The sequence below is a fragment of the Variovorax sp. OK212 genome, from assembly GCF_900112425.1.
Taxonomy (GTDB): Bacteria; Pseudomonadota; Gammaproteobacteria; order Burkholderiales; family Burkholderiaceae_C; genus Variovorax.
In genome coordinates this window covers 143,961-170,146 of the sequence record NZ_FOLP01000005.1, presented here as the reverse complement: position 1 = coordinate 170,146, position 26,186 = coordinate 143,961, and the positions used below count along the sequence as shown (strand labels likewise).

General features: G+C 68.8%; 26 protein-coding genes. 6 read left to right on the top strand and 20 right to left on the bottom strand.

Annotated features, from left to right (window positions below; genetic code table 11):
• Positions 1-154: 154 nt before the first annotated feature.
• The 12 genes from BM004_RS17320 to BM004_RS17270 form a co-directional block, all read right to left on the bottom strand.
• Complete coding sequence (locus BM004_RS17320) at positions 155-568, bottom strand: DUF6950 family protein (RefSeq protein ID WP_093215238.1); 414 nt, start codon at positions 566-568, stop codon at positions 155-157.
• A 2-nt stretch (positions 569-570) separates the two neighbouring features.
• Entirely contained in the window at positions 571-1,188 is a 618-nt protein-coding gene (locus BM004_RS17315; RefSeq protein WP_093128886.1) for a hypothetical protein, read from the bottom strand.
• Positions 1,185-1,811: a hypothetical protein gene (locus tag BM004_RS17310; RefSeq protein WP_093128885.1), complete on the bottom strand. Its 627-nt coding sequence runs from the start codon at positions 1,809-1,811 to the stop codon at positions 1,185-1,187. Before BM004_RS17310 ends, BM004_RS17315 begins: the two co-directional genes overlap by 4 nt.
• A complete protein-coding gene (locus tag BM004_RS17305) occupies positions 1,808-4,396 on the bottom strand; it encodes a phage tail tape measure protein (RefSeq protein WP_177206522.1) in 2,589 nt (862 codons plus the stop codon). The genes BM004_RS17310 and BM004_RS17305 overlap by 4 nt, the downstream gene beginning before the upstream one ends.
• A 90-nt stretch (positions 4,397-4,486) precedes the next feature.
• Positions 4,487-4,837, bottom strand: coding sequence for a DUF1799 domain-containing protein (locus tag BM004_RS17300; protein ID WP_218152704.1), 351 nt, complete (start codon positions 4,835-4,837; stop codon positions 4,487-4,489).
• A gap of 17 nt (positions 4,838-4,854) precedes the next feature.
• Positions 4,855-5,205, bottom strand: a complete 351-nt coding sequence (locus BM004_RS17295) for an SAM domain-containing protein (protein ID WP_093128883.1) — start codon at positions 5,203-5,205, stop codon at positions 4,855-4,857.
• Between the two features lie 34 nt (positions 5,206-5,239).
• A complete protein-coding gene (locus BM004_RS17290) occupies positions 5,240-6,169 on the bottom strand; it encodes a phage tail tube protein (RefSeq protein WP_093128882.1) in 930 nt (309 codons plus the stop codon).
• Between the two features lie 71 nt (positions 6,170-6,240).
• Positions 6,241-6,720, bottom strand: coding sequence for a hypothetical protein (locus BM004_RS17285; protein WP_093215233.1), 480 nt, complete (start codon positions 6,718-6,720; stop codon positions 6,241-6,243).
• 163 nt (positions 6,721-6,883) lie between these two features.
• Positions 6,884-7,153: a UPF0500 family protein gene (locus BM004_RS17280; protein ID WP_256219934.1), complete on the bottom strand. Its 270-nt coding sequence runs from the start codon at positions 7,151-7,153 to the stop codon at positions 6,884-6,886.
• Complete coding sequence (locus BM004_RS42000) at positions 7,150-7,776, bottom strand: hypothetical protein (RefSeq protein ID WP_256219933.1); 627 nt, start codon at positions 7,774-7,776, stop codon at positions 7,150-7,152. Before BM004_RS42000 ends, BM004_RS17280 begins: the two co-directional genes overlap by 4 nt.
• The gene (locus BM004_RS17275) at positions 7,773-8,354 is read right to left on the bottom strand and encodes a lysozyme (protein WP_093215231.1); all 582 of its coding nucleotides are present in this window, start codon (positions 8,352-8,354) and stop codon (positions 7,773-7,775) included. Before BM004_RS17275 ends, BM004_RS42000 begins: the two co-directional genes overlap by 4 nt.
• Positions 8,355-8,467: 113 nt before the next feature.
• Positions 8,468-9,190 carry an XRE family transcriptional regulator gene (locus tag BM004_RS17270; RefSeq protein WP_256219932.1) on the bottom strand — a complete coding sequence of 241 codons (723 nt, stop codon included), beginning with the start codon at positions 9,188-9,190 and terminating at the stop codon, positions 8,468-8,470.
• Between the two features lie 167 nt (positions 9,191-9,357).
• Here BM004_RS17270 and BM004_RS42480 point away from each other — a divergent pair, with 167 nt between their 5' ends.
• The 6 genes from BM004_RS42480 (at position 9,358) to BM004_RS17240 (ending at position 11,984) form a co-directional block, all read left to right on the top strand.
• A complete protein-coding gene (locus BM004_RS42480; protein ID WP_218152703.1) occupies positions 9,358-9,573 on the top strand; it encodes a helix-turn-helix domain-containing protein in 216 nt (71 codons plus the stop codon).
• 190 nt (positions 9,574-9,763) lie between these two features.
• Positions 9,764-10,165, top strand: coding sequence for a hypothetical protein (locus tag BM004_RS17260; RefSeq protein WP_093215228.1), 402 nt, complete (start codon positions 9,764-9,766; stop codon positions 10,163-10,165).
• Positions 10,162-10,401 carry a hypothetical protein gene (locus BM004_RS17255; RefSeq protein ID WP_093215226.1) on the top strand — a complete coding sequence of 80 codons (240 nt, stop codon included), beginning with the start codon at positions 10,162-10,164 and terminating at the stop codon, positions 10,399-10,401. Before BM004_RS17260 ends, BM004_RS17255 begins: the two co-directional genes overlap by 4 nt.
• The gene (locus BM004_RS17250; RefSeq protein ID WP_093215223.1) at positions 10,398-10,805 is read left to right on the top strand and encodes a hypothetical protein; all 408 of its coding nucleotides are present in this window, start codon (positions 10,398-10,400) and stop codon (positions 10,803-10,805) included. The genes BM004_RS17255 and BM004_RS17250 overlap by 4 nt, the downstream gene beginning before the upstream one ends.
• 70 nt (positions 10,806-10,875) lie before the next feature.
• Positions 10,876-11,496, top strand: coding sequence for a DUF3164 family protein (locus BM004_RS17245; RefSeq protein WP_093128874.1), 621 nt, complete (start codon positions 10,876-10,878; stop codon positions 11,494-11,496).
• Between the two features lie 20 nt (positions 11,497-11,516).
• Positions 11,517-11,984, top strand: coding sequence for a Mor transcription activator family protein (locus BM004_RS17240; protein WP_256219931.1), 468 nt, complete (start codon positions 11,517-11,519; stop codon positions 11,982-11,984).
• Between the two features lie 51 nt (positions 11,985-12,035).
• On the opposite strand, the gene BM004_RS17235 is transcribed toward BM004_RS17240, so the two are convergent.
• The 8 genes from BM004_RS17235 to BM004_RS17200 form a co-directional block, all read right to left on the bottom strand.
• Positions 12,036-13,388 carry an esterase-like activity of phytase family protein gene (locus BM004_RS17235; RefSeq protein ID WP_093215221.1) on the bottom strand — a complete coding sequence of 451 codons (1,353 nt, stop codon included), beginning with the start codon at positions 13,386-13,388 and terminating at the stop codon, positions 12,036-12,038.
• Positions 13,389-13,457: 69 nt separating this feature from the next.
• Entirely contained in the window at positions 13,458-15,833 is a 2,376-nt protein-coding gene (gene pbpC, locus BM004_RS17230) for a penicillin-binding protein 1C (RefSeq protein WP_256219930.1), read from the bottom strand.
• A 79-nt stretch (positions 15,834-15,912) separates the two neighbouring features.
• Complete coding sequence (locus tag BM004_RS17225; protein ID WP_093215218.1) at positions 15,913-21,942, bottom strand: alpha-2-macroglobulin family protein; 6,030 nt, start codon at positions 21,940-21,942, stop codon at positions 15,913-15,915.
• 135 nt (positions 21,943-22,077) lie between these two features.
• Positions 22,078-22,554 carry a DUF2269 family protein gene (locus BM004_RS17220; RefSeq protein WP_093128870.1) on the bottom strand — a complete coding sequence of 159 codons (477 nt, stop codon included), beginning with the start codon at positions 22,552-22,554 and terminating at the stop codon, positions 22,078-22,080.
• Positions 22,551-22,925 carry a DoxX-like family protein gene (locus tag BM004_RS17215; RefSeq protein ID WP_093215215.1) on the bottom strand — a complete coding sequence of 125 codons (375 nt, stop codon included), beginning with the start codon at positions 22,923-22,925 and terminating at the stop codon, positions 22,551-22,553. Before BM004_RS17215 ends, BM004_RS17220 begins: the two co-directional genes overlap by 4 nt.
• The gene (locus tag BM004_RS17210; protein ID WP_256219929.1) at positions 22,922-23,401 is read right to left on the bottom strand and encodes an SRPBCC family protein; all 480 of its coding nucleotides are present in this window, start codon (positions 23,399-23,401) and stop codon (positions 22,922-22,924) included. The genes BM004_RS17215 and BM004_RS17210 overlap by 4 nt, the downstream gene beginning before the upstream one ends.
• 7 nt (positions 23,402-23,408) lie before the next feature.
• Positions 23,409-24,539 carry a saccharopine dehydrogenase family protein gene (locus BM004_RS17205; protein ID WP_093215210.1) on the bottom strand — a complete coding sequence of 377 codons (1,131 nt, stop codon included), beginning with the start codon at positions 24,537-24,539 and terminating at the stop codon, positions 23,409-23,411.
• Entirely contained in the window at positions 24,536-26,185 is a 1,650-nt protein-coding gene (locus tag BM004_RS17200) for an FAD-dependent oxidoreductase (protein ID WP_093215208.1), read from the bottom strand. The genes BM004_RS17205 and BM004_RS17200 overlap by 4 nt, the downstream gene beginning before the upstream one ends.
• Between the last annotated feature and the right edge of the window lies 1 nt (position 26,186).

Sequence of the window (26,186 nt, the reverse complement as noted above, 5' to 3'; positions counted from 1 at the left end):
ATGGAGATCGCCGTCGAGACGACCAAGCCGCCCACGGCAACAACCGACGTCGTAGCCCCCACTGCGGTCCCGATCGCGCCCAGAATCGAAACGGGGTCCGCCATCGCCGCGGTGCACATTCCCAGGAGAGCCCCGAGAGCAAGAGTGAAGCGAATCAAACGCGCCATGTGGCAACCCCCGAAGTAAGTGGCAAGAACACAAGCCGGTCGGCCGCTGGTGCCGCGATGTGCGACCCCGTGCAGATCCCGAAGCTGTAGCCCGACACGCGCCCGACCTTGCCGCCGCTGCGCGCCAGCACCACGTCGCCGCGCTGCGCCATCGCACCGGGCAAGGGTGGGCCGAGCCGCGCGGTGGCGGCCGGCATGAATCCGCCGGCGGCGCGCACCGCGCGCAAGGCAGCCAGCAGGCTTCTTCTGCCGATGGGCGCATCGGCCGCACGCAGGTCCGCCAGCGGGTCCTTGCCGGTGCGCTCGATGACCCAGTCGGCCGCGATGTGCGCGCAGTCGTGCCGGAAGTACTCGAAGGGTGCATTTCTTCGCACCGCGATGAAATCGTCTAGGTTCTGCATGGTCATTTGCCTCGTGCCCGGGCCCAGTAGTTCAGTGCCATCTGCAGGTACTTGTTGACCCACACGGTGGGCGACCCGATCATGGAATTCAGGTATTCGAAGCCGCGCTCGCCAGGGTGCTTGACCTGGTGCTGGGCATCGTTGGTTCGAAGAGACGCGGGGTTGGAGCGCACGTCGTAGGAGGCGGTGCGGCACTCCATCGAAATCTTCGCGGTGGGGCCGTCGCGCTCGACCTTCATCTGGTCCATCACGCCCGCGAAGCGCAACACCGGTTCGCCGCTGACCTGCAGCGTGGCGGCGTCGAGCAGCGCGATCCACACGCGCACGCCGCGGTCCTGGTAGTCGCTCGGGTCGCCCAGTGCAAGCGCGCGCGTGCCGATGTCGACGGGCGACAGCGTGAGCGTCAGCTTCTCCGCGGCGCCGTCTTCGCTTTCGTGAAGCTCGCCGATGGAGCCGAGATTGCCCACGCCTTGCCACGTCTGGCCCATCAGCTGGAGCGTCAGCGGCCAGTTCGTGAAGCGCGCGGTGCCGCTCTGGAGCTTGAGCTCGACGAGGGCCAGCTGGCCGTAGGTCTGGGAGCGCGCGGCTGCTTGAAAGCCGGAGCTGGTCTGGATGGTCATTGTTCCCACGACTCCATCAGGTCCAGGCTGAAGCCGCCTTGCGTGCGCGACTCCGAGGCCCAGGTGGTCTTGGTGTCGACCCGCCGCATCAGGCAGGTCGGGCGGTCCCAGACGACCGTGCTGCCCGCCACCACCGGCGTGCGCAGCACGGGCTCGAACTGCACCGTGATCAGGCCGGCCGCATCGGCCACGGCATCGGACTGGACGTGCAGCATCTGGCGATGGTTCGAGCCCTGGTTGACGCCGATCCAGTCGCCCTGCAGCAGGGTCTTGCCCGCTTCGGAGGCGCCCAGGCGAATCGTCAGCCCGGAGGCGCCGGCCGCGGCCGGCGTCGCGGTCCACGCGCCGCGTGCCGTGCCTCGCGGCACGGGCTGCAGCATGTCGTGGACGGCCAGCACGTTGACCTGGCCGCGCATCGAATGCACCAGGGCGCGCCAGGCGGCGGCGTCCCGCATCAGCGGAATGCGCTCCTCGCTCACGAGCGCGCAGGTGCGGCGCGCGGGGCCGAGCACGGCCACCTGCATCGAACCCGATTCGCTGTTGCTGAAAGTCAGGTCGAAGACCTGGAGGCCGAAGTCCTGCCGCTTGACCGGCAGGTCGGACGGAAGTGTCACGATAGTCATTGGGGGAGCACCTTCACGCGCTTGAGTTGTTCCATCTGCCCGCGGTTGTTTTCCGCGAGCAGGCGTTGCATGTCGGCCATCACCGCGCCGCGATCGGAACGGGCGTCGATGTGGAAGACGTTGGAGGGCGCGAACTGGATGGTCGGCACGCTGTTCGCACCGCCTGGCGCACTGACCCCCAGGCGGCCGTCGGAGCCGCGGCGCAAGGGCATGATGGCTTCGGGGCCTGCTTCGCCCATGAGGCCGATGCCGTTGGCGAACGGGAAGAACGTGGGCTTTCCGACCACGCTGTTGGCGTAGGCATGCAGACCGGGGGAGGCGAAGACGTTGCCGTTGGCACTCTTGACGCCGAAGAAGCCGAGCACGGCGCTCACGGCGCTGCCGATCCAGCTTCCGCTGGAGTCGGAACCCGTTGCACCGCCGCTGCTGCTACCGCCGCTGCTGCTACCGCCGCTCGGGAAGACTCCCTTGATCGCACCGGAGAGCCAGTTGGAGAACCCCTCGACGCCCGGCTTCAACGTCGCTTCGTAGAGCGCGTCGGCAACCGACGCGGTGAGCTTCTTCTTGAGGGATTCACCCATCTTGTCGATCGCACTCTGACCACCGCCCTCCAACAGATTCACGAACCCATCGCGGAACACGCCGCCGATGTCGGCAGACATCTTCTTCGACGCTTCCTTGTTCGTGTCTTTTTCTTTCTTCTGCTTCTCTTCAGCGGTCTTCAGGCCCTCGGATTTCTGAGTGACTTGTCGCAAGTCCTGCTCGGCCTTCAAACGATCACGCAAAGACTGGATATAGGCAGGATCGACACTCTCGGTTGCATCCAGTTCGATGACCTGTCGCTCGAGCTGCGCGATGTTCAGCTTCTGGATTTCGTCCTTGGACAAGCCAAACACGGCGTTCTGTTCCTCCAGCGCGCGCGTCTGCTCGCGGATCCTGTCGGTGGCTTGCTGCGAAGTCTTGAGCACCGCGTTCCGAGGCGTCGCATCCATCTCCGCGTAGGCGCGTTCGGTCTCGTCATTGACGAATCCGCGTTGCTGCTCGACGGTTCTCGAGCGAGCCTCCAGCTTCTGCCTGTCGGCGGCCGAGCCCTTCTTGGAGCCCAGCAAACGCAGTTCCGCCTGGATGGCGTCGTTCTGGTCCTTCAGATCCTTCAGGCGCAGGTCTCGCTTCTGGCGGACGACCGCATAGTCGTCGAGCAGGTCGCGCTTGCGCAGGCTGTCGATGTTCTTGAAACCTTCGGCGGTGACTCGCGCCTTGGCGTTGTAGTCTTCGCGGACAGCTTCGATGCTCAGTCGAAGACCTTCGTCTTCGGCGCGACCGACGCCAGAAGCGCCTGCTCCAACTTTGCGCTTTGCATCCCCCTTCTCTTCGTTGGCCTTGACGCTCTTGGCGAGACCTGCATCTCGCCGGCGAACTTCGTCCGCCTTGTTCAATGCGCCCGACGACGCGATCCTTCGACTCTCCTCGAGAGTCGCCAACCTGGCGACGGCGATATCTCGATCCTGATCCAGCTTCGCGCCGGCTTTGCCTCGCCCGAAAGCCGCACCGCCTCCGTTGCTGACAAAACCCCCGCCTTGTTGAATGACGTCGATATCGGCAATCTCCTTGCGGGCCGCTTCGATCTGTTTCTGAAGCGTGACCGGACGCCCGACATTGAGCATGGCGTCCCAGGCCTTCTGCGCGAACCCCGTGACGCTCAGCCAACCACGTTGAAGACTGCCAAGATTGGCGACGACCTCGGCGGTGCGCTCTTTCATCGCGATGGCGAAAGTCTTCTGCGCGAGCGCCGCCGCCTCCTCTGTCTTTCCTTGTTTCTCCAGGGAGACGATGCGCTCGTAGGTACTTGCGCTCAGGTAGTGATAGCTTTCGTTGAGCTTGACCGAAGCTTTGGACGGCTCGTCGGAAAGCTTGACGAAGTTCTCGACTGCTTCGTTGATCGAGGTGCCCAGCACACGGTTCATTTCAGCCGTCGCACCAGCCACCTCACTCACGACACTGCCCCCGATCCTGCCGGTGCTGACCACCGCTGTGATGGCCTCAGCGGCCTTGGCCTGCGTGCCTTGCGTGCCGGCGATCTCCACGGCTTTGGTCTGGAGCTGGTCGGTCGTGAGGCCAACGTAGTTGCCGGTCATCGTCTTCGCCTTGGCGTAGGCCACGGCTTCCTTGCTGCCTTCGACATACGCCTCGGTCAGCAAGGTCACGGCGCGGGTCGCCAGGTTGAACGGCGTCGCGATGTTCTTGACGTAACCGGCGACGCCACTCAACGTCGCTCCGACGCCGCCGAGCGAAGACACCAACTTCGAACCGTCTTCCGCCAAAGCGCTGAGCGGCGACTTTCCGCTCTGGATGCTGGCGTACAGGCTGTCGACCGAGGAGGAAACTTCCTTGATGGCGTTCGCGGCCTTCTCCTGGGCCGCCTTGGCTGCAGTTGCAGCTTTCGTCTTGGCCTCTTCGGCCCGGCTCGCGCCGCTTGAAATTTCGTCGATGAACTTCCCGAATTCGTTGACGACCCGAGAGAGGTCCGCATTCACCGACGACGCGTTCATCGTCATCTGAATCGCCATTTGTTGTGTTGCAGCCATGTCTGTATGGTCCGTTTGAGCTAAGAAAAAAATAAGGCCGACATCTGCCGGCCCCATGCTTCTTCGATGGCCTGAGGCCTCGCGATGCCGCTAGACGTTCAGCACCGCGATGCCTTCGTCTTCCATCACCTGCAGCTGCAGGAACACCTCGCGCTGGCGTGAGCGCGCGATGCCCAGGCGCTTCATGGCGACGTCGACGGCGCCGAAGTCCAGCCCCTGGAACCACGCGCCTGCCGCCCCCGCGACGACCCGCCACTGCGTTCGGCAGGCATGGAACACCTCGAATGCTTCCTGGTGTTCGGGCCATAGCTCGAAGGGTGGCGGGCCGCCGCCGTTGGCCGTCGAAGAGACGAGCCGGGTCGGGTCGAGACCGAGCGACGCGCACTGGCTGCGGAGATCGTCGTCCAGCTCGTCGTGGACGCGATGCCCTGCTCCGAGCACAAGGCGCGCGGCGCCTCTCAGTTTTTTACCGCGGCCGGGTAGGCATGCTCGAAGTAGCTGTAGGCAATGGCGGCCTCGAAAGACGGCCACTCCTCCACCGCCGCCGCGCGGTTCTCGGTGGTGCAGATGAACGGCGCGCCGTCGTCGCCCTCCAGCTCCTTCCAGTCGGCTAGCACCATGTCGAGCAGTTCCCTGTCGGTGAGGTTGCGCCCCTCCAGGCGCGACTGCAGGGTGTCGTTGTCGGACTTGGTCAGGCGCTTGAAGACGGCGCTGAAGCGCACTTCCTCGATCTGGCCGTCGCCGGGCACGCGCATCACGACCGGTGCGACGAAGGTCGGCTTGATGGCGATCTTGAGTTTCTGGGGCATCTCTGTGTGTTCCTCTGGTTGCGTGCCGCGAAGCTCAGCGAACGACGATCAGCCACTCGTCGTTGCCACCGCCGGTGGGCACGAACTCGAGCGGCACGGTGATCATCTGCACGCCGTCGACGTCGCTGAAGGTCGGCTTGCCGATCTGCGCATGCGGCGACACGAACTCCACGACATTGGTCGCGCCCTGGCCGTGCTTGAGCATCAGGTTCACGCGCTGGCTCGCGCGCGCCATGCCGATCCAGTCCTTGGTTGCGATCGAGGTGTTCTCGAAGGTGACGGAACCGGTCGAGACGCGCGCGGTGATGTCGACCGCGTCCACGGTCATCAGGTCGCGCTTGATCACGGTGTTGCCGGCATCGAAGCTGAAGGCGTTGGCGGCCACGCCGAGGCCGTCGAGCGCGAGCGTGGTGTTGGCCTTGTTCACGCCCAGCGGGTCCATGAACCTGGTGTAGTCGGCCACGGGCAGCGGCGCGTCTTCGGCGGGCACGAACAGGCCGGTGAACTCGAACTGCCACTTCGGGATGCCCTTGGCATTGATGGTGGCCTTCACGTTGCCGTGCGCGTCGGTCATCTTGTAGACGGTGCCGTCGACGTTGCCGTAGATGGTGAGCGACTCGAGCGCGTCGGTGGCGGGCGCGAAGGTGGTGCTGACGCCGGGCGCGGAGATCACGCTGATCGCGCAGCCGCGCATCAGCGTGGCATATGCCGGCACGTCGCCGGCGGCGGCGACGCCCGCGATCTCGACCGAGAACGCGATCTTGCTGTACTGCGTGACCAGCACGGAGCCGCGCGAGCCGAAGTACGGACGCACGTTGTCGCGCTGGACCACGTCGCCCTCGATGGGCGTCAGCGTGACTTCGCTGACCAGGATCGCATTGGCCGCGCCGGTGGGCGCCGCGTCGGTACCGCGTACCGTTTCAGCCTTGGCCAGGATGGCCATCTTGCGCATGAGTTTTGCCATGTCGGCGTTCTCCGTTGGTTGGTTGGTTGCTTGGGTTGTCGAAGGGAAAAGAGCTGCCCGTCGATGGGCAGTCAGAGGTAGCGCCAGGTCCGCAACTGCAGCGCGACGCCGTGACAGCGCACGCCGCAGAAGGTGACGAGGCCGGTGCCGTCGACCTGCACGCCGTCGGTGCGCTTGTCGTCGGTGAGCGGGCCGGTGGCGCATGCGCCGCCGAAGGTGGGATCGCCGCGCACGGCGTCGCGGATGTCTTCGACGAGCGCGTCGAGCACCAGCTCGGAAGCGGCGGCGTCGTCGAACGCGAGGTGGCCCTGCAGGGTCCAGCTGTCGACGCTCATCGCGCGGGCGGTGTCGACACTGCGCTCTTCGGTGGCGGTGCGCCGCAGCCACCAGCCGCGCAGTTGCTGGCCGCCGGCCGGCAGGTCGTAGAGGTAGAGCGCGCGCAGCGCGGCTTCGTCGGCCAGCGAGCGTTCGCGGTCGTGCACGCGGCCGATCTGCGGCACGGCGTTCAGCGTCTGCACGATGGCGCTGCGAAGGGTGTCGAGACGGCTCATGCCAGGGCTCCGTGGGTTGTGCGGGTTGTGCGGGTTGTGTGGGTTGTGCGGGAGGTCGAGCGCTTGCGGTTCTGGAAGTGCATCTGTCGCTTCGTTGGTTGGTGAATGAACTGTCGCGGCGAAGGCCCGGATGGCTGAGGCCGACATCTGCCGGCCCCGCGCTTCAGTTGATGCCGGGGCCGCTGCGAAACCACTGCTTGATGGCCTCGGCGAGCAAGGCCGTGCCGATGGCCATGGCGCCGCCCGAGGCGGCGCCGAACATCGCGGCGCGCTGCTCGACCGAACGCAGCCGGCCGTCGAGTGCGTCGAAGCGCGTGTCGAAGCTGTCCATGCGGCGGTTCTGCTGGTCCTGCCCGTCCTTCAGGGCCTGCACCAGGCCGTGGATCTGGCCGAGCAGCAACAGCTCCTGCGTGCGTACGTGGGGTTCGCTCATGGGGTGGGTCTTTCTGTAAGGAACTCGATCAGCGCGCGGTGCCGAAGCCGGTCCGCGGCGCATGACTTCGCGTTGATGTCGTGGTTGGTCCAGGCGTCTTCGACCGTGAGGCCGGCATCAGCAGCACAGGCCTCGCCGGAGGTGTCAGCAAGTCCGCAGGCGCCTGCGGGTACGTCGGTGCCCGCAAGGGCGCTGTTCCACATCCACACAGCAGCAAGGCTGAGGCGATGAGGGCCGCCGCCAGCGTCGTGCGGCTCGGCGGCATCCGGCACGGCTTGAGGCACGGCATGCGGCACGGGACTGTCGTGCCGCACCCGGCCGGCAGGGGGAAGAACGAGGGCGATGCGCCGGCGCAGTTCATGGGTCGGTCCTTCGAGGGAGAGATAGCTGGCTTGCAGGGCGCTTGCGCCCAGCTGGTATCGGCCGGAAGCGGCGCGTCCGCGCTCGTACTCGGCTTGCATGTCGCTGGCGATCTGCGCCGCGCGCCGTGCTTCCTTCTGCTGCCAGGCCGCGCGTTCCTGCATGCGGCCGGCACCGTGGATGGCGGACGCGGCGGCGGCGAGCAGCAGCGCGGCCGCGACACCCACGACCAGGGCCGCCCCGGCCTTGCCCATCGGGGTCATGGCGCATTCCCCGTGCACTGCGCGTGCAGCTGGAGACGGTCTTTCCAGATGCCGGCGCAGGTCTTGTTGCCGGGCGCGGAGCAGTCGGTCTTGCCGACGTACTTCCAGCCGAGGATGGCGTCGCAGGCGCCCGTGTAGTCGCCTGCGTTCAGGCGCTGCACGAGCGTGGACGTGCGGCCTTTCTGTCCGCCGGTGCAGAAGTTGAAGGCGCCGATGTTGTAGGCCAGGCTCACGTACGCGTCGTACTCGTACGGGTGCAGCGGCACCTTCACGCATTGCTTGAGCGCGCTCTCGTAGGTCTGCACGTCGCGCCACGCGCGCTGCAGCGCGGGCACGGGTGTGGTGGTGTCGCCCATGCGCACGCCGCCGGTGGTGCCGAAGCCGATGGTCGGCACCGCCGTGCCGTGCACGGGATCGGGGTAGGCCTTGTCGCTGTAGCCCTCGCGCGCGACGATGCCGATCAGCCCCGCCGCGCTGAGCGCGAGCACGGCCAGCAGCTGCCGGGGTGCTTCGCCGCGCTCACGCGCGCGCCGCCGCGGCCGCTGGAAGAAGGAGGTTCGAGAGATGTCGTTGCCCATGTCCCGAATGGTCGGGCGAAGGGGTCGAACGACTGAGGCCGACATGAGCCGGCCCCTTGTTCAGGAAGCGCGGCTCCCTGGGTTGCGGTGCTTGTTGCGCTTGTTGCGCCGCGTCAGATCTCGCCGCCGTGCCAGACGACGCGGCCGCTGATGTGAAGCTCCGCGGCCTGCTCGGCGCTCAGCACCTGCGGCTTGTACGCGGGGTTGTAGCTGATGATCTGCAGCCCGCCGGTGGAGAAGTCGCGCTGCAGCACCTTCACGTAGTCGTGGCCGTCGAGCTGGATGACGTACACGCCGTCCTGGTCGAGCGACTTGGTGGCGGTGTCGACCAGCAGGATGTCGCCGTTGTTGATCTTGTCGGCCATCGAGTCGCCGCGCGCATGAACGATGCGCGCGTGCGCCGGCTTCACGCCCTTGCGCGCCATCCATGAACGGCTGAACGCGAAGCGGCCCATGTGTTCCTGCGAGGTGTTGACGGCGCCGTTGCCCGCGCTCACGCGCACGTCGAGCAGCTCGACCAGCACGAAGACCTCGTCGTCCAGCCCGCTCGACAGCTGGTTCGGCGGCTGGGCCGGCTGGAAGGGGTTGAGCTCCGACGGATCGACGCCGAGCGCCAGCGACATCACATAGAGCTGCTCGAGGCTGGCGTCGCTGACGCCCCGCTCGATGCGGCCCACCGTATTGAAGTGAAGCCCGCTGCGCTGCGCGAGGTCGTCGATGGTGAGCCCCTTCTGCTTGCGCAGGTCGCGCAGCCGCGCGCCTTGCGCGAGCGCCAGTTCGCCGACGCGGGTCTTCACATGGTCATCGTCGGGTGGGGTGTTGATTTGCGGCGTCACGATAACTTTGATTTGTGCGAACGCGCACATCCTAGACACCACGAGGTCTTTTTACAACCCACATCGTGTCGAAGGCAAAGTAAATATTCGTTTTCATGTTCTTCTTGATTGTGAAAACCTGATTTGTGTGCACAATCAATCCCATCGACACGAAACGAGATATTTCGATGGATTGGCACCCTGCCCAGGTTAAAGCAGCACTGGAAATGAGGGGAACCAACCTGTCCAAGTTGGCAAAACAACACGGATACGCGCATATCAACGAGGTTCTGCACCGACCGTGGGTTGCGGCGGAGCACATCGTGGCGCGTGCATTGGGCTCGTCCCCGAAGCCATCTGGCCGGGCCGCTACCAGCGGCCGCGCAACAGGGGCATCGCGCTGACGCGCAATCCGAACGGCCTGGCGCGTCGCGGGCCGGTGGAAAAGAAAAGTGTCGAAGAGTGCCCGATGGCGGTTGCAGCCGTCACCGGGCGTGCCAGTGAACTGAGCAGTGCCACAAGCGAGGAGGAATGTACGGTGAAAAAAGGCTTTGTCGAATCCAGGGGCCAAGCGCGCCCGGCGGGAGGTGCCTGATGGAAAACACGATGTCCGAATGGTTCGTCGCCAAGGCGCTGATGGCGCTGTCGGAGCGCCGCGCCGAAGCGGCGCAGGGCGAGCCGCCCGCTCCAACGGCCGCGCCCGACGCGGTGGTGTGCAACGCGGATCCGTTCGCCACCCGCCTGTGGAACCTGCTGCGCATTCGCCGCGCGCTGACGGCCGACGAGGCCGCCGCGTTGCTGGTCGATACGCACGCCGGCGATGACAACGGCATGGCGCTGGGCCGCCGCCAGGCCGGCGCGCTGCTGCTGTCCTGGTCGCGGCAATGCCCGCAGGCGGTGCGCGTCGATGCGCGCCGCGTCGACGGCATGAAGCGCTATGCGCTGCTGCGCGACATCGGCGCCACGCCGCCGGCGCCGCGAGGAGAAGCCCGATGACCGGCGTGCCCCCCGCGTACATGAGCGAGCCCTGGTTCGCCTTGCTGCAGGCGGCCTGTGCGCAGCGCCTGCGTTCCGAGGTCGCCGCGCAGCTGCGCCTGAGCCCCGCCGCGGTGAGCCAGGTGCTCAACGCCAGCGGCAAGTACGGCGCGGGCAAGGCCCGCACCGACCGCATCGCGCGCCGTGTGCTCGACACCTTCGGCGCGCCCGCGGCCCACGAGGAGGCCCGCGCATGAGCACGACACCCGATCACGCGCTGGCCGGCGAGGTCCGCCGCGCCGTGGCCTCGCACCTCGAAACGCACGAGGCGGCCTCGGCCAAGGAACTCGAACGCATGCTGGCCCAGCGCGTCGCGGGCTACCGGCCCGAGCCCGGCAGCACGGCCCTGCGGCAGCAACTGGCCCGGCTGGCGGACGGCGGCCACGTGCACAGCGTGGCGGTCGGCGGCCGTGCGTGCTGGAAGCAGGGCCCGGCACCGCTGGCCGGCCGCATCGCGGCGGCGCGCCGCGTGCTGCGGCTCGACAGCAGCGTCTACGCGCCCGAAGCCGCCACGGTCGTGCGGCCCGGCGCGATGGACTTCGCCCGCATTCCGAGCCTGCTGCTGGGCCAGCGCTCCGGCTACTGGGGCGCATCGCGATGAGCGGCGCCGCGCCAGCGCCTTCGGACCACAACAACGCCAACGACAACGTCAACTCCTGAGAGGACATTCCATGCAAGAAGCCATCGCACACCACCCGGGTTACTGGAAAGACGCCAACGACGCACTGATCCCGGTGTCGAAGATCAAGCCGATCGACAAGGACCGCCACGCCGTGGTCAGCGAACTCTGCGAGCAGGCGCGCCGGCAGAGCGCGGCGCTGATCGGGTTCAAGCTGTCGGCCATGAATGCGGTGCACGAGTTCATCGAGCGCAGCCTGGCCGCCTACGACGTGAAAAAGGGCGGCAAGAAGGGCAACGTCACGCTGCTGAGCTTCGACGGCAAGCACAAGGTCGAGCGCCGCATGCAGGACACCGTGGTCTTCGACGAGCGCCTGCAGGCCGCCAAAGCGCTGATCGACGAATGCATCCAGGGCTGGAGCAGGGGCAGCAACGCCAACATCAAGGTGCTGGTGAACGACGCGTTCCAGGTCGACCAGCAGGGAAAGATCAGCACCGCGCGCGTGCTCGGCCTGCGCCGCCACGACATCGCCGACGAGAAGTGGCAGCAGGCCATGAAGGCGATCGGCGACAGCATGAAGATCGCGAGCACCAAGCCCTACATCCGCTTCTACGAGCGCGACGACGCCACGGGCGAGTACACGCCCATCAACCTGGACGTGGCCGCCGCATGAGCCCACCGGAATTCATCGCCATGACACCCTTTCCACCGAACAGGATCGCGCCGGGGCTGCCGCCGCCGTACCGGCAAGGAGGCACCGGCCTGCGGCAGGCGGTCACCGCACTGGCAAGCGAGCTGGCAAGCGAACTGCTGCCGCCCCGGCTGCGCGAGTTCGTGCGGCTGATCGGGCTGCCCGCCACCCTGCGCCTGATCGAGCGCTACGGCGGCCTGCGCATCTACATTCCGGCCCACCCGACGCCGGAGCACCCGATTGCGGGGCTGATCGGCTTCGACAAGCTGCGCGCGCTGAGCGCGGAGTACGCCATCGACGGCACCGGGCTGCGCTTCGTGCTGCCCAAGGCGCAGCGCGCGTTCGATGCCATCCGCAACGAGCGCATCCGCACGGACTTCAGCACCGGCAAGTCGGTGCGCGCGCTTGCCGCGGAGCACCGCCTGGTCGAACGGCAGGTGGCCCGCATCGTCGCGGACATCGCGTACTAGAAAGCGAAAACGGCGGCCGGGCTCGCAGGCCCGGCCGCCGTGCCTGGCTCTTTACTTCGCCTGCAGCAGCGCGCCGGCTTCCAGCAGCACCAGCTCGTTGTCGTCCGCCTTGTTCGGCTCGCGGCTGCTCGAGAAGGGCAGGTTGTTGTCGTTGCCGACCACGATGTGCGTGGCGTCCACCACGTCGACGTTCTCGATGGTGAAGAACGGGAACTTCAGCACGCCGTCGTTCAGCGGCTTGCGCGCGAGCTTGTCGGGGTCAGCGATGTTCAGCAGGTCGATGTAGCCGATCTTGCGCGCCGCACCACCCACGTTCGCGTCGCTCAGCTCGACCTTGTAGACGCGCTTGAACCTGGCGATGTCGTGGAAGCAGTCGGTGCGCTTCTGGCCTTCGGGGCAGGCCTTGTCGCTGGTGCCCTCGCCGTTGTCGCGTTCGATGATCAGGCCCGTGGTGGCGTCGATCATGTTGAAGTCGCCGATGGCGTTGCCGTTGGCTTCCAGCACGTACTTCCAATGACGCCCGGTCCACTTCTCGGTGGCCACGTCGAACTCCAGCACGCGCAGCGCTTCCTTGCCTTCCACGCGCTCGTAGTCCTTGGCTTCCGCGTTCCACACCGGGCCTTCGAGCAGCGCGTAGAGCTTGCTGCCGTCCTTCGAAGAAGCCATGCCCTCGAAGCCCTTGGAGCGCTTGATCTGGAAGTCGACCGCGCCACCGGGCGCGCCCGGCGTGGTCACGCCCGGGTGGTCGGGCGAGCGCACGGCCTTGCCGTCGACCAGCGTGTCGAACACCGCGAGCACCTTGCCCTTGAGGTCGGCCTTGATCAGGAAGGGGCCGAACTCCTCGCCGATCCACAGCGCGCTGCCGGCGAACTGGAAGCTCTCGGGGTCGAAGTCGGAGCCCGTCAGGTAGCGCTGCTTTGTGCCTTCATGGACGATGCGAAACGGCACCTTCTTGTCGGGGTCGTGCAGGAACACGGTCTCCAGGCGGTTGAACTTGCCGCTCTTGAAGTCCACCTTGTAGTGGTTCAGGTAGAGCATGAAGTCGGGCGAGTTGGCCTTGGCGCCGGCGCCGTTGTCCGTGAGGATCCAGAACGAGCCGTCGTCCATCTTCTTGATGCCCGAGTGGCCCTGCAGCGGCTGGCCCTTGAAGGGCACCGACACGCCCGTGCCGCGTCCGGCCGAAAGCCCCTCGACCGAGCCGATCGCCTCCACGCGCTTGGCCGTGGTGAACTTGCCGCTGACCTGCAGGTCGGCCGGCGCGTCCTTCGGCGCGGCCACGAAGCTCTGCGCGGGCAGCACGGCGTGGCCGGCGAGCGTGGCGGGGAAGGCGGTCTGCGCCGTCACGCTGCCGCAGGCGAGCGCGGTGGCCAGGGCGATGAAAGAAAGGGAGGCGAGACGCGTCATGGGCGGGAAAGTTCCAAGTCGAAAACGCGTGACCATGCCGGGCAGGCATGACGCGCCCATGACATCCGTTCAGGGTGCGATGTCTACCGTGACCTCGCGCGATTCGGCGCGCCCCTGGTCGTCGACCGCGCGCAGCACGTAGCGCCGGCCCGACTCCGCAAGGTCGGGCATCCACGTGATGCCTTCGCCCGGCGCGGCGCGGCCGATGAGCGCGTCGTCGGCGAACCAGTAGACGGTCTGCGTGCCGGCGGCGGCCTCGGCGCGCAGCACCAGCGGCTCGGGTTTCTTCACGCGCAGCGTGTGGCGCACACCGCGCAGCGGCGAGGTGATGAGCGGCGCGCCCTCGGGCGCGTTGCCATCGTTCTCGCAGCCGTCGGACGGCGCGCTCGCGCGCGGCAGGCCGGCCTGGCGGAACAGGCGGCGCATGTCGCTGCCCCATTGCTCCACCACCTGCTGGCGCGCGTTGGGCTGCGGGCCGCACACCACCTTGCCGGTGGTCTCGTCGACCCACACCGCGCGGTGCAGGTTGCTGACCTGGATGGGCGACTTGCCGGCGATGAACCACGTCATGGCGCGCACCGGGCACAGCGCGTCGGGCAGGCCGCCCGTGGCCGCGCACACCTCGACCTGGCGCAGGTCGGGCGGCTGGCGCGACACCACCTCGCCGGGGTCGAGCCGCTCGGCGCGCAGCGCATCGACCATGCGCAGGAAAAGCGGCGCGGCCGCATCGACGCCCACCAGCGCGGGATTGCTGCTGCCATCGAAATTGCCCACCCACACCACCAGCACGTGGCGGCCGAACACGCCGGCCGTCCACGCGTCGCGAAAGCCCCATGACGTGCCCGTCTTCCATGCGATGGCGGGGCGCGCGGGCAGCGTGGTGTCGGGGCGCGGCGTGTGGCGCAGCATGTCGAGCGTGATGAAGGAGGCCTCTTCGCTCAAGAGGCGCAGCGGCTGCACCGGGCGCTCGTCGGGCGCGGGCTGCGTGTAGCGAATGGGCTGCGAGATGCCGCCATTGGCCAGCGTGGCGTACATGCCTGCCAGCTCCTCGGGCGTGACCTCGCCGCCGCCCAGCACCAGCGCCAGGCCGTAGTGCGATTCGCTCTGCAGCTTCTGCACGCCCGCCAGGCGCATGAAGTCGTAGAGCCCCGGCCGCGAGAGCTTCGCCGCCACGGCCACCGCGGGAATGTTGCGGCTGCGAATGAGCGCCTCCTGCGCCGACAAGGGGCCGGCGAAGCGGTGGTCGAAGTTCTCCGGCGTGTAGGGGCCGAAGGAGGTGGGCGCGTCCTTCAGCATCGTTCTCGGGTGCAGCAGCCCCTGGTCGAGCGCGAGCGCGTAGATGAAGGGCTTGAGCGTGGAGCCCGGCGAGCGCTTGGCGAGCACGCCGTTGACCTGGCCCGCAATGGCGTCGTTGCGGAAGTCGGCCGAGCCGATCATCGCGCGCACCTGCATGGTGGAGGCGTCGAGCAGCAGCGCGCTCGCGTTGGTCATGCCCACGTCGGCATGCGTGCGCAGGTACTGGCCCATCACGCGCTCGAGCGTGGCCTGCATGCGCAGGTCGAGCGTGGTGCGCACCTCCTGCACGCCGCGCTCCTGCGCGAGCAGCATGTCGGTGGCGTGCGGTGCGAGAAAGGGCAGGCTGCCGCGCGACTGTGCCGAGAGCGCCAGTTGCGCATCGGGCGCGTGCTGCTTCGCGGTCGGGTCGCGCTCGGCCCACAGCGCCCACAGGCGTTCGCGCGCCGATTGCAGCTCGGCGTTGCGGCCGCGCTCGGCGATGCGCTTCACGGGGTTCTGCGGAATCACCGCGAGCGTCAGCGCCTCGGGCAGGCTGAGCTTGACGGCGTCCTTGCGGAAGTAGATGAGGCTCGCGGCCTGCACGCCTTCGATGTTGCCGCCGTAGGGCGCGGTGTTGAGGTAGGCCTCGAGGATGTCGTGCTTGCTGAAGCGCGCCTCCAGCCACAGCGCGGCGAAGATCTGCGCGACCTTGCCGGTGGGCGTGCGGCTGTCGATGCCGTACACGCGGCGCGCCAGCTGCATGGTGAGCGTGGAGCCGCCCTGGCGGCGCTCGCCGCTGGCAATGCGCCACGCGCTGCGTGCCAGCGCGGCGGGGTTCACGCCGGGGTGCGCGTGGAAGCGGCGGTCTTCGTACAGCAGCACCGCGTCGACCAGCGTGGGCGAGATGCGTTCGAGCGGCACCCACAGGCGGTACTGCTCGTCGCCCGCGAGCGTGAGGCGCAGCAGCTCGCCGCCTTGCGCGTAGACGGCGCGCGAGCTGCCGACGGTTTCGCTGAGTTGCGCGTGCGGCCAGAGCCGCAGCAGGGCGAGCAACGCGGCGAAGACCGCGAGGGTGATCAGCGCCTTCCTTCCCCGGCTGCTGCTCCCTCTCCCGCTTGCGGGAGAGGGTTGGGGTGAGGGCAGCGGCGACGAATCAGGCACGGTGGTCATACGAAGGCCGAGCCCTCACCCTGACCCTCTCCCCGAGGGGAGAGGGGAGAGGGGACAAGCAAGGTCACCTGCTTTTTTTTCAATTGCCCACCACCTGGAAGCGCGCACCGGCCGAGCGCGAGAACACGCGCCGGTCGTACATCGCCTCGCCATACGCCGCCGGCACCACGTAGTCGCCCACGTTGGTGGCGCGCGCCTTGTAGGTCACCTCGAGCAGGTCCTTGCCCACGCCGCCGTAGAACACGACGCGGTCTTCGCGGATGTCGGCGTACTGCACCTTCCACGAACCGCCGCCGCCCAGGCGTTTCTTCCAGATCGGCGCATCGGCATCGGCATCGTCGTCGTCGCCCACCGCGTTCAACACCGGCTCCAGCCCGCCGGGCAGCACGTCGACCAGCGCCACGTCGTTGATCTGCGCGCGCTCCAGGCTGCGCACGCGCACCCGCACCGTGACCTCTTCGCCGAGCTTCACCTTGGTGACCGGGTTGCCCTTGGCGTCGAGCACCTCGTGGGAGATCTCCATGCCCTGGTTCACCGGCGTGGCGGGCACGTTGCGTTCGAAGCCCTGTTCGGCCCAGCTGTAGTAGAGGTTGAAGTCGCTGTCGTTCGACAGCTTCAGCTTGGCCGTGCCGGCCGGCACGGCGGCGCGGGTGATGGGGTTCACCGCGCCCAGCGCGAGCGCGGCGGCCTGGCCTTGCGCATTGACGGCGCTCGCCGTGAGCTTGCCTTCGGCGTTCTGCCCCACGGCCTCGAAGTACGAGTCGACCGCCAGCAGCATCGAGGCCGACGACAGGCTGTTGTACCAGCCGTCGCGCACCATCCCGGCCATGCCTTCCCACACCGCGGGCTTCAGCGTCTTCAGGCGCGCGGGGAAGTGGCGGCCCACCAGGTGCAGCGTCATGCTGTCGTGCACCAGCGGGTCGTAGTAGGCGCCCCACACGTTGCGGCGCTGCTTCTTCTCGGTGCGCGCGAGCAGGTCGCTCCACACCGGGTCGAGAAGCTCGTTGGCCACCTGCTCCTGCTTCACGAGCTGGTAGCTCGCGGCCAGGTACACGGCGCCCAGGTCGTCGTTCCAACCCTGCGCCTTCTTCGTGCGCCAGGCTTCGCGCAGGTTGGCCAGCGCGGCCGGCGCGATGATGCCCTGGCGCGTCAGCAGGTAGGCCGCCTGCGTGCGCTGGCGCCAGCCGTCGAGCGAGCTGTCGCCGCTGCCCAGCCAGCCCTGCAGGTAGGCATTGGCCTGCTGCAGCAGGTCTTGCGGCACGGGCAGCTTGTGGTCCTTCGCCTCGACCAGCAGGTGCACGGCGTACAGCGTGGCGAAGGCGTCGGTGCCGGCGCCGGGCCACAGCGAGAAGCCGCCGTCGGCCGTCTGCCGCGCGCGCAGCTGCGCCAGGTAGCGCTCGAAGGTCTTGCGCGCCTCGGACAGCGGGCCCTGCTCGGCCGTGCGGCCGCGCGCCATTTCCTTCACCAGCTCGGGGCGGCCCGCGAGCAGCACGGCCGGGAAGGTCTGGCTCGTGATCTGCTCGGTGCAGCCGTGCGGGTAGGCCTCCAGGTACTGCATGAGGCCGGTGGCAAAGGCCCACGGCGCGGCCGACACGGCCACGTCGCTCTGGCGGAAGTTCGGGTACAGGTCGGCCTTGCTGCTCAGCTCCCCCGCGCGCTGGAAGCTGCCCGCCTGCACCAGCGTGACGAAGGGCGACGCCGGCCGCACGCTCACCTCGGTCGACAGGCGCGCGCTGAAGCTCTTGTGCGTCGATGTGAACACCAGCGCGGAAGACCCCAGCACCGCCTGCTCGCCCGGCTTGGCGCGCACGTTGAATTTGGTGCTGGCTTCGCCGCGCTCGTTGACCTTGAGCGTCTGCGTGGCGTCGCCCACCACCTCGAGGCCACCGGAGGCGGTGAGGGTGAGCGCAATGGGCGCGTCCTTGCCCGAGCCCGCGATGTTGTTCGCCAGGCCCACGCCCACTTCCACGGTGTCGCCGGGCGCCATGGCCAGCGGCGCGTTCGGCAGGATCACCATGTCGCCGCGCACCACGGTGCGCGTGGTCTTGGCGGCGGTGGTCTCGTCGTTCACGGCCACGGCCATCACGCGCAGGCTGCCGTTGAAGCTCTCGGGCACGGTGTAGCTGAACTCGCGGCTGCCGTTCACGTCCACCAGGCCCGACCAGTAGGCCACCGGCTTGTCGCGCTTGCGCTTGAACGGGTTCAGGTGCTTGCCGAGCTCGCCTTCGCCGTCGCCGCCGGGCGCGGCGCCCTGCATGAGCTTCTTGAACTCCGGCAGGATCAGGTCGAGCGTCTGCAGCGTGCCCACTTCGAGCGCGCGCTTCTGGAAGAAGTGCTTCAGCGGGTCGGGCGTCTTGTAGCGCGCCACCTGCAGGATGCCTTCGTCCACCGCGAACACCACGGCGCGCGTGGGCTTGTCGCTGGTGAGCTTCATCTTCACCGTTTGCCCCGGCTTCACCAGCTCGGTGCTCGTGAGCTGCAGGTTGGCGGTGCGTTGCGTGAGCGCGGTGGCGAACGGCACGATGCCGTACGACAGCGGGCTCATGTAGACCTCGTCGGAGGCCGGGTCGCGCACGAAGTGCACGTTGATGTAGCCCGTGCCCTCGAAGCCCTTGGGCAGCGTGATCTTCTGCACCGAGGCGGTCTTGTCGGTCTTGAACCACGCATGCGCGTAGACCTTGTCGCGCTCGATGGTGATGAGGCCCGCGCCCACGTACGGCGCGCGGATGCTCACCGCGATCTCCTGGCCCGGCTCGTAGTCCTTGCGGTCGAGCGTGAGCTGCAGCTCGGCGTTGCGGTCGAGCGAGCGCGACACGTTGGCGTTGCCCGCCACGCTGTATTCCACGCGGCCGAGCTCCACCCCTTGCGCGTTGCGCACCACGTACGCGAAGTTGCCGGGCGCGCCGGTGTCCAGCGCCACGTTGTTGCCGGCGGCGGCAATGGCGAAGGGCTTCTCGTCGAGCACCACTTCCTTGCGGCGCGACTCGTAGCGGTACAGGCCGTTGTCCTGCTTGATGAGCACCGACAGCACCTTGCGTTCCACGCGCTCGAGCTTCAGCTCGGCCACGGCCGTCTTCTTGGCCTGCGGGTCGATGGCGATCACGGTGGCGTTGCGCGCGGCGCCCTTGCTCACGTAGCTGGTGTCGCCGTCGACCTTCACGCCCACGAGGTAGGGCATGTCGCTCACCAGCGTCTGCGCCTCGGCCGACACGCTGCGCCCGCCCTCGGGCTCGAAGGCCTTGGCCAGCACGTGCACCTGGTAGGTGGCGGCGTCGAAGCGTGACAGGCGCAGGTCGAACTCGGCCTTGCCCTCGGCGCTGGTCTGCACGCTGCCCAGGTCGTCGACCTGCTTGTCGGAGGCGCGCTGCGGGTCGAAGAAGGCGTAGTCGGTGAACGCGCGGAACACCGGGAAGCCGGGGCTCAGCGTGAGCGTGCCTTCCACCTTGCGGTCGGGCGCGGGCGTGCCGAACAGGTTCTGCACGTCGACGAGCGCCTTCAGGTCTTTCGGCCTGACCCAGCCTTCGGCGGCTTCGCTGCTGAGCTTGGCCGTGACCTTGGTGCGGTCGGGCAGGAACTCCTGCACCTTCACCGTGGTGCTGCCGATCAGCAGGCCCTCGACCTCGGGCGCGCCGGGCGAGGATTCGCGCGGCAGGTAGAGGTTGACGGTGTAGTTGCCGGTGGGCGAGGTGTCCTGCGTGGTGTGGGCGATTTCCGCCGCGCCGCCGGGGCCGAGCTTGAGCTTCTCGCGGCGCACGCTGAGGCCGCGCGCGTCGATGATCTCGGCTTCGAGCGGCAGGTCGCGCAGCGAGGTGGCCCAGTTGCCGGCCTTCACCAGCATCGCGATGTGCATGGTGTCGCCGGGGCGGTAGATGCCGCGGTCGCTGAACACGTAGCCCGTCATCTGGTTGGGCACGCCGGCCGCGCGCAGGCCGCCGACGTCGAAGCGCGAGATGTCCAGCGTGCGGTCGTTGCGGTTGAAGGGCAGGAAGCTCAGGTCGCCGTCCTTGCGCACGACCAGCACCACCGGCGTCTTCTCGCGCTGGTAGCCGGCCAGGTTGGGCAGCTTGGCGGCGCCGGTTGCGTCGGTGGCTTGCGACGCGACGATCATGCCGTTGCGGCCCCACACCTCCACCAGCGCGCCGGCCACGGGCTGGCCGCTGGCGATGCTCTGCACGAACACGTCGCGCGTGCCGTCGAGCGATTTCTTGGCGACGATGCCCAGGTCGGTGACGAGCACCAGGCGCTGGTCGATCTGCTGCGCGGGGTCGCCGCCTTCGCCGTTGCCGTCCGCATTGCCCTCTTCGTCGGACGACTGCGCCTGCTGCTGCTCGTCTTCGGACTGGCCTTCTTCGGCATTGCCTTCCGGTTTCTTCTTGGCCTGCGGGTCGTAGCCCTGCACCTTGAGCAGGAACACGCCGCGGCGGTCGGCCACGTCGCTGCGCAGGTACTCGGCGAAGTCGACGGTCTCGTAGTGCGCCTTGCCGGCGGGAATGCTGAGCGGGATCTCCTTCTGGAAACGGTCGACCAGGTTGTCCGACGTGAGGCCGCCGTAGAACTGCGGGTGCGAGAAGTCGCCGCTGGTCTGCGTCACCAGGTGCTGCAGCTGCTGCGGCAGCAGGCGGCCGATTTCCAGGCGGATGCCGGGCAGGTCGCGCACGAGGATCGGCAGCTTGCGTTCGCCCGACAAGGCGAGCAGCGAGCCCTGGCTCATGATGGTGAGCTCGGGCGCGAAGGTCTTGAGCAGGCGCACGTCCTGGCGCGCGGCGCCGAGCTGGTAGCCGCCGGGCGTCTTCAGGCCCTTGGCCACGCGCACCAGCAGGTAGCGACCGCCCTCGGCCTGCGGCATACGGAAGCTGACCATGTCGCTCACCTCGCGCTCGCCGGCAATGGGCTGCAGGTTGAGCTTCTTCGCGCGGCGCAGCACCGCGTCGGTCACCTTCGCCGGGTCGGCCGACCAGTCGAACTTTTCGTCGCTGTCGTCCTTGTTGCCCTTGGCTTCTTCCGTGGCGGGCAGCAGCCAGGCCTGCACCACGCGCGCCATTTCGCGCTCGTGCACGGGCATCGAGGCGGTGACGTGCATCACGTGCTCGGGCTCGCCGTTTTCACCGGTGACGATGGTGGGGTCGATGCTGGCGATGCTCAGGCTGAAGAGGCCGGGGATGTCGACCGCGCGCGACTGGTCGTTGCGCAGGGCCGGGCCGCCCTTCTGCGCGAGCGCGCCGGCCGTGAGGCTCAGCACCACGGGGCGCGTCTTCTCGGGGATGGACAGCGGCTCCGACTGCAGGGTGGCGTTGAGGCGCAGCTTGTCGTAGCTGACCGTGAACTTCTCGCTCGCGCACTTGCCCACGCCGAAGAACGAGCTGCTGCAGGCCTGGTCGTAGGTGAGCACCAGGCGCTTCTCGAGCTCGGCGGTGTTCACGGGGTGCGAGAAGCGCAGCTGGAACAGCGCGCGGCGCACGTTGGGCTGCACCGGGTCCTGGTAGAACTCGGCCGCGGCGATCTGCGCGGTGAACTCGGTCGAGGTGAACTCGTACTTGCGCTGTGCCATCTCGATGTGCGGCGCGAGCGCGCCGCTGGCGAGCTGCACCTTGTACGGCTGGCCGATGGGCCAGTCCTGCGCGGGCAGGAATTCGAGGCGGTTCTGCTGGGTCCAGGTCCAGCGGCCGGCGATGGTGGGCTCGATGGTGACGCCGGTCGCTTCCTGGCCGATGCGCGCAATGGGCGCCACCGAAGCCGAGAAGGTCATGACGAAGGGGTTGGGCCCCCGGTCGAATTCGATCTGCGTGCGCTGCGGCGGCTCGGTCTTCGCGGTGGCGACGACGGGCTCCACGCGGTCAGGCGTGAGGCCGTGCCACCACTTCAACACGGAGGGGCTGGCCATCCAGCCGGCCAGCACGAGCAGCAGGAGCAACACCAGCCAGGCCAGGCGCTGCTGCAGCCACTGCAAGCCGAGCAGCACGAACGCGCCTGCGATGCGCAGCCACCCCGGGGGTCGCCAGGAACCGATGAGCCCGCGGGCCACCGGACGCAGGAAGCCGAGCACGCGGCCCAGTCCGGTGAAGAGCACGTCGCTGAGCGACGCGAGTTTTCGATTGGCGACTTGAAGCATGGATGCTCCCCACTGTGTTTTTGTTGGCGTCCGCGAGTGTGCGGACTGTCTGTGAAGCGCTGGCGCCGTGTGTGAAGTCTTCGTGAAAACTGCACAAGGCCCACTGCCGGCAGGGCCGCGCCGTGAATCGGAACGTCAGAACGCCAGCTGCGGCTTGTTCACCATCAGATAGAACACCACGACCATGGCGACGAATGCCGGGTAGCCGAGCAACTCCCAACAGCGCTGGTAGCGCGCATAGAGCGGTGGCAGCGGCGTGGCCTCGCGGTGCGCCTGCGCCGCAAGGGCCGCCATGCGGATCTGCAGCCACACCACCGGCAGCCAGCAGATGCCCGCGAACACGAACAGCGCGAGCGACACGGCGAGCCAGGGCGTGGACATCGGCCAGCCCGCCATGTGCGCCAGCGCGAAGCCGGTGGCCGGCTGCAGGATGACGGTGGGCGTGGTGAACCACCAGTCGGCCCGCACCACCAGCCGGCTGACCACGGCCTGCGCGGGCACGCTGCCGCTGCGGTTGGTGAAGAACATGTAGAACGCCGAGCCCAGCCCGGTGCCGACCATGAGCACGCTGGAGACGATGTGCAGCCACTTGAGGACGAGGTAGGTGTTCATGGCGCGGCGCGTCGATGGAGATGCCAGAGCACGGCGGCAATGGGAAGGTTCTTGAGCAGCGGGCCGAGCGGGTGCAGCCACAGGCCCGGTTGCAGCACGGTCGCCACGAGGGTCATGACGGCCATCAGCGCGAGGGCGCAGGCGTAGCTCGCGCGGCCGGGCCGGCACCACAGCGCGAGGCCGATGGCGAGGTCCGCCGCGGCGCCGCCGGCGATCAGCCACTGCACCAGCCAGGGCGGCGATGCGATGCCGGCCGCGGCCAGCACCTCGCGGCTCTGGCCGTTCAGTTCGATGAGGCTGGCGATGCCGGTGAACAGCCAGACGGCGACCAGGCTCCAGCGCAGCAGGCGGTCGTCGCCGGGGCCCGTCATGCCGCGCTGCCCGCTTGCTGCGCGCGTTGCCACTCGGCGACCTCGTGCGCGTTCGCGGCAAGGAACGTCCGCATGCGCGCGAACCGGCGCTGCGTCTGCCGCGCGAAGACCCATGCGACCACCGGCTCCATCAGCCAGCGCAAGGCGCGCGGCCCCGACTCGATGGTGTAGACATAGATGAGCACCGAGTGCCCCGGCGCGGTGTCGCGGTGCCGCATGGACGCGGCCCAGCGGCTGAAGGGAAACGAGCGGCCGACCATCGTCGCGGCCGCCACGTGCGGCCGGTCGAACGTGACGAAGCGCGTGCGCATCGACAGGCCACGCAGCAGGCCGCCGCCGGTGTTCTCGGTTTCCGCGCCGACGAAGGGGCAGGGCGCGCCGCCCACCACGCGTGCCTGGCCGACCAGCGAGTCCCAGCGTGCGCGCCAGAGGTGATAGTGGAAGGTGTCGAACACCACGCCGGACGGTGCCGGCATGTCGAACTCAAAGCGACGGTGTGCCATTGCGCGGGTTCTCTTCGACCACGTCTGTCACCATGCCCCAGCGGGCGAACTCGGGTTCGAATGCGGGCAGCGCGAGCAGGCCGGCGCAGGCGTGCGCGCCGGCCGGCAGTGGCTCACCACGCGCAAGGCGGCGCGCCAGCAGGATGGCGGCCATGCACGGGATCTCGGGGCCGTGGTTGTCGTCGGCGGCAATGTGCCAGGCGCGCTGTGCGGCCTTGCCTTGCGCGTCCGTGCCTTCGACGCGCACCACCATGCCGCCGAGCGCGGTGCCGAGCGCGTCGAACACGCGGCCGGCCGAATGCAGCAGCGGCGCCAGCTTCTGCGGCGCGGGCAGCAGGCCGATGCGGCGCATGAACGCCATGACGGCGAAGGCGCGTTGCGCCAGCCCGACTTCGAGCGCGGCGCGGAACATGACCGATTGCACGCCGGCGTAGCGCGACGGAAAAAGCTCGAGGTCGGGGATGTCGCACAGCGCGCCACGGCGCGGCTTCATGCGCGCGAACGCGACCTTCACCGGGCCGGCCCAGCCGGGCATCTCGGTCCATCGGCCGCCTTGCCAGACGCGGATCGGCTCGCCGCAGTAGGCGAGCACGCCGGCCAGCGTGGCCACGCCGCGCGGCGCGCCTTGCGCCGGCGCGATGCAGATGTCGATGCTGCAAATGCCTTGCCAGCCGGCCGCGAGATGGTCGACCACCGCGGACGACAGCGCGGGCACGGTGCTCGCGCCGCTCACCGCCGTGCGGCCCGCGGCGCGAAAGGCCGCGTCGAGCGCCGCCGGAAAGTCGCACACGAAGCGCCTGCCGTCCGCCAGGTCGATGTAGTGCGCGCCGGCTTCTGCAACGGCTTGCGGCACGCGGTAGTCCTGGCTCTGGAACGGGCCCGCCGTGTGGATCACGAGTTCCGCGCCCAGTTCGCGCAAGCTGCCGGCGAAGCCGGGCGCCTGCGCGTCGATGCGCACGCCACGCGCGTTGCCGCCGATCGACGCGGCGAATGCCGCGGCGCGCTGCGCGTCGCGTCCGGCCACCAGCAACTCGATGGCGGGGTCCGCGGCCAGCGCGCGGCAGATGCGCGCGCCGAAGTTGCCGTAGCCCCCGAGCACCAGCGTCTTCACGCCGCCACCCCTGCCACCCCGGTGCCCGCGACGTGGCCGCGCGTGAACGCCTCCTCGAAGATGGAGTAGCCCGACCAGTCCGCGTGCGCGAACGACAGCCGCCCCGCGACGACGCTGCCGCGGTGCGCGCCGTCGGGCGCGGTGCGCTGCGGGCCGATCTGCGCGAGCAGGCCCGGCCGGGGAATGGACATCGCGTGCCCGTAGCGCGTGATGTCGATGCGCGTGGCCAGCGAAGGCAGGTCGGGGTGCGGCACCGACAGCTCGGCCAGCAGCTCGTCGCGCCAGCCGGTCCAGGGGCGCTCGAGCAGCAGCTTGCGCCCGTCTGCCGTGTCGTAGCCGCTCGGGCCCAGCGGGCGGTACCAGCTGAGCACGGTGCCGCGCGGCGTGGGGTCGAGCGACTGGTGGCGCGCATCGACGTAGCCGAGGCCGCGCGTGCCGTAGATCACGTTGTCCCAGCTCGGCGCGGCGCCGGCCCGGTCGGCCAGCGGGCCGCGCAGGTGCACGTTGGCCACGAGCCAGGGCGCGTAGCGCACGTGCGCGGCGGCGGTCTTCAGCACCTCGGGCGGGTTCTCCACCACGCGCGCGGCGATGAACACCGGCAGCGCGACGATGCAGCGCTCGGCCTGCCAGCGCACCAGCGACTTCGTGGCCGCGTCCCACGCGTCGACCTCGACGCCGCCGCGCACCTCGGCGATGCGCGTGACCACCTGGCCGGTGCGCAGGCGCTCGCCGAGCGGCCTGGCCAGCTGCTTCGTGAGCCAGCCGTTGCCCTCGGGCCAGGTGAGGATGCCGTCGCGCTCGGGGCTCGCGTCGTTCACGCTGCCGGTCGGGTCGCCGGGCGCATGGAAGCCGTGGCGGCTCGCGAAGTAGTGGATGCCGGCCCAGGCCGACACCTGCGCGATGCCGGCCCCGTAGTCGTCGCGGCAGCAGTAGTCGAGGTACCAGCGCAGCTGCGCGTCGCTGAAGCCTTCGCTGTCGAGCCAGCCGGCGAAGGTGAGGGCGTCGAGCGCCAGCAGCTCGGGCGTGACGGCGACCTTGAGCGTGGGAATGGCGAAGTGCGCGGCGTGCTGCAGGGCGTCGATGCGCTGCGCGAACTGGCGGTACTGCGCGAGCGTGGGCTCGCCCACGCCGTGCACGGGCAGCAGGCCGTCCTGCCATTCGCCGCGGAAGAACAGGCGCTCCTGCGGGCTGTGGCAGAGGGTGACTTCGTCGTACTCCCAGCGGCCCGCCACGCGGCGGCGCAGGCCGAGCTCCTCGAGCAGGTCCTGCACCTCGCGGGCGTCGTCGCCGGGCACGGGCAGGTAGTGCGCGCCGAGCGGGCAGGCAATGCCGTTGACGCTGCCGCCGCGCGCGTTGCCGCCGGCGGCGTCTTCGAGTTCGAGCAGCGTGAAGTCGTCGATGCCCGCGAGCCGCAAGGCCCGCGCGGCGCCCAGCCCCGCGACGCCGCCGCCCGCGATGACGACGCGCGTGCGCTTCACGGTGGCGGGCTGCGAGCTCTTGAGCGCGCCGTCGCGCATCGCGTGGCCGCGCGCCACGTCGATGCCGGTGAAGCCGCCTTCGATGGGAGGTGGCGGCGACTCGCAGCCGGCGAGCGCGAGCGCGCCTGCCGCACCCGCCGCAACGCCGAGGAATTCGCGCCGTTGCATG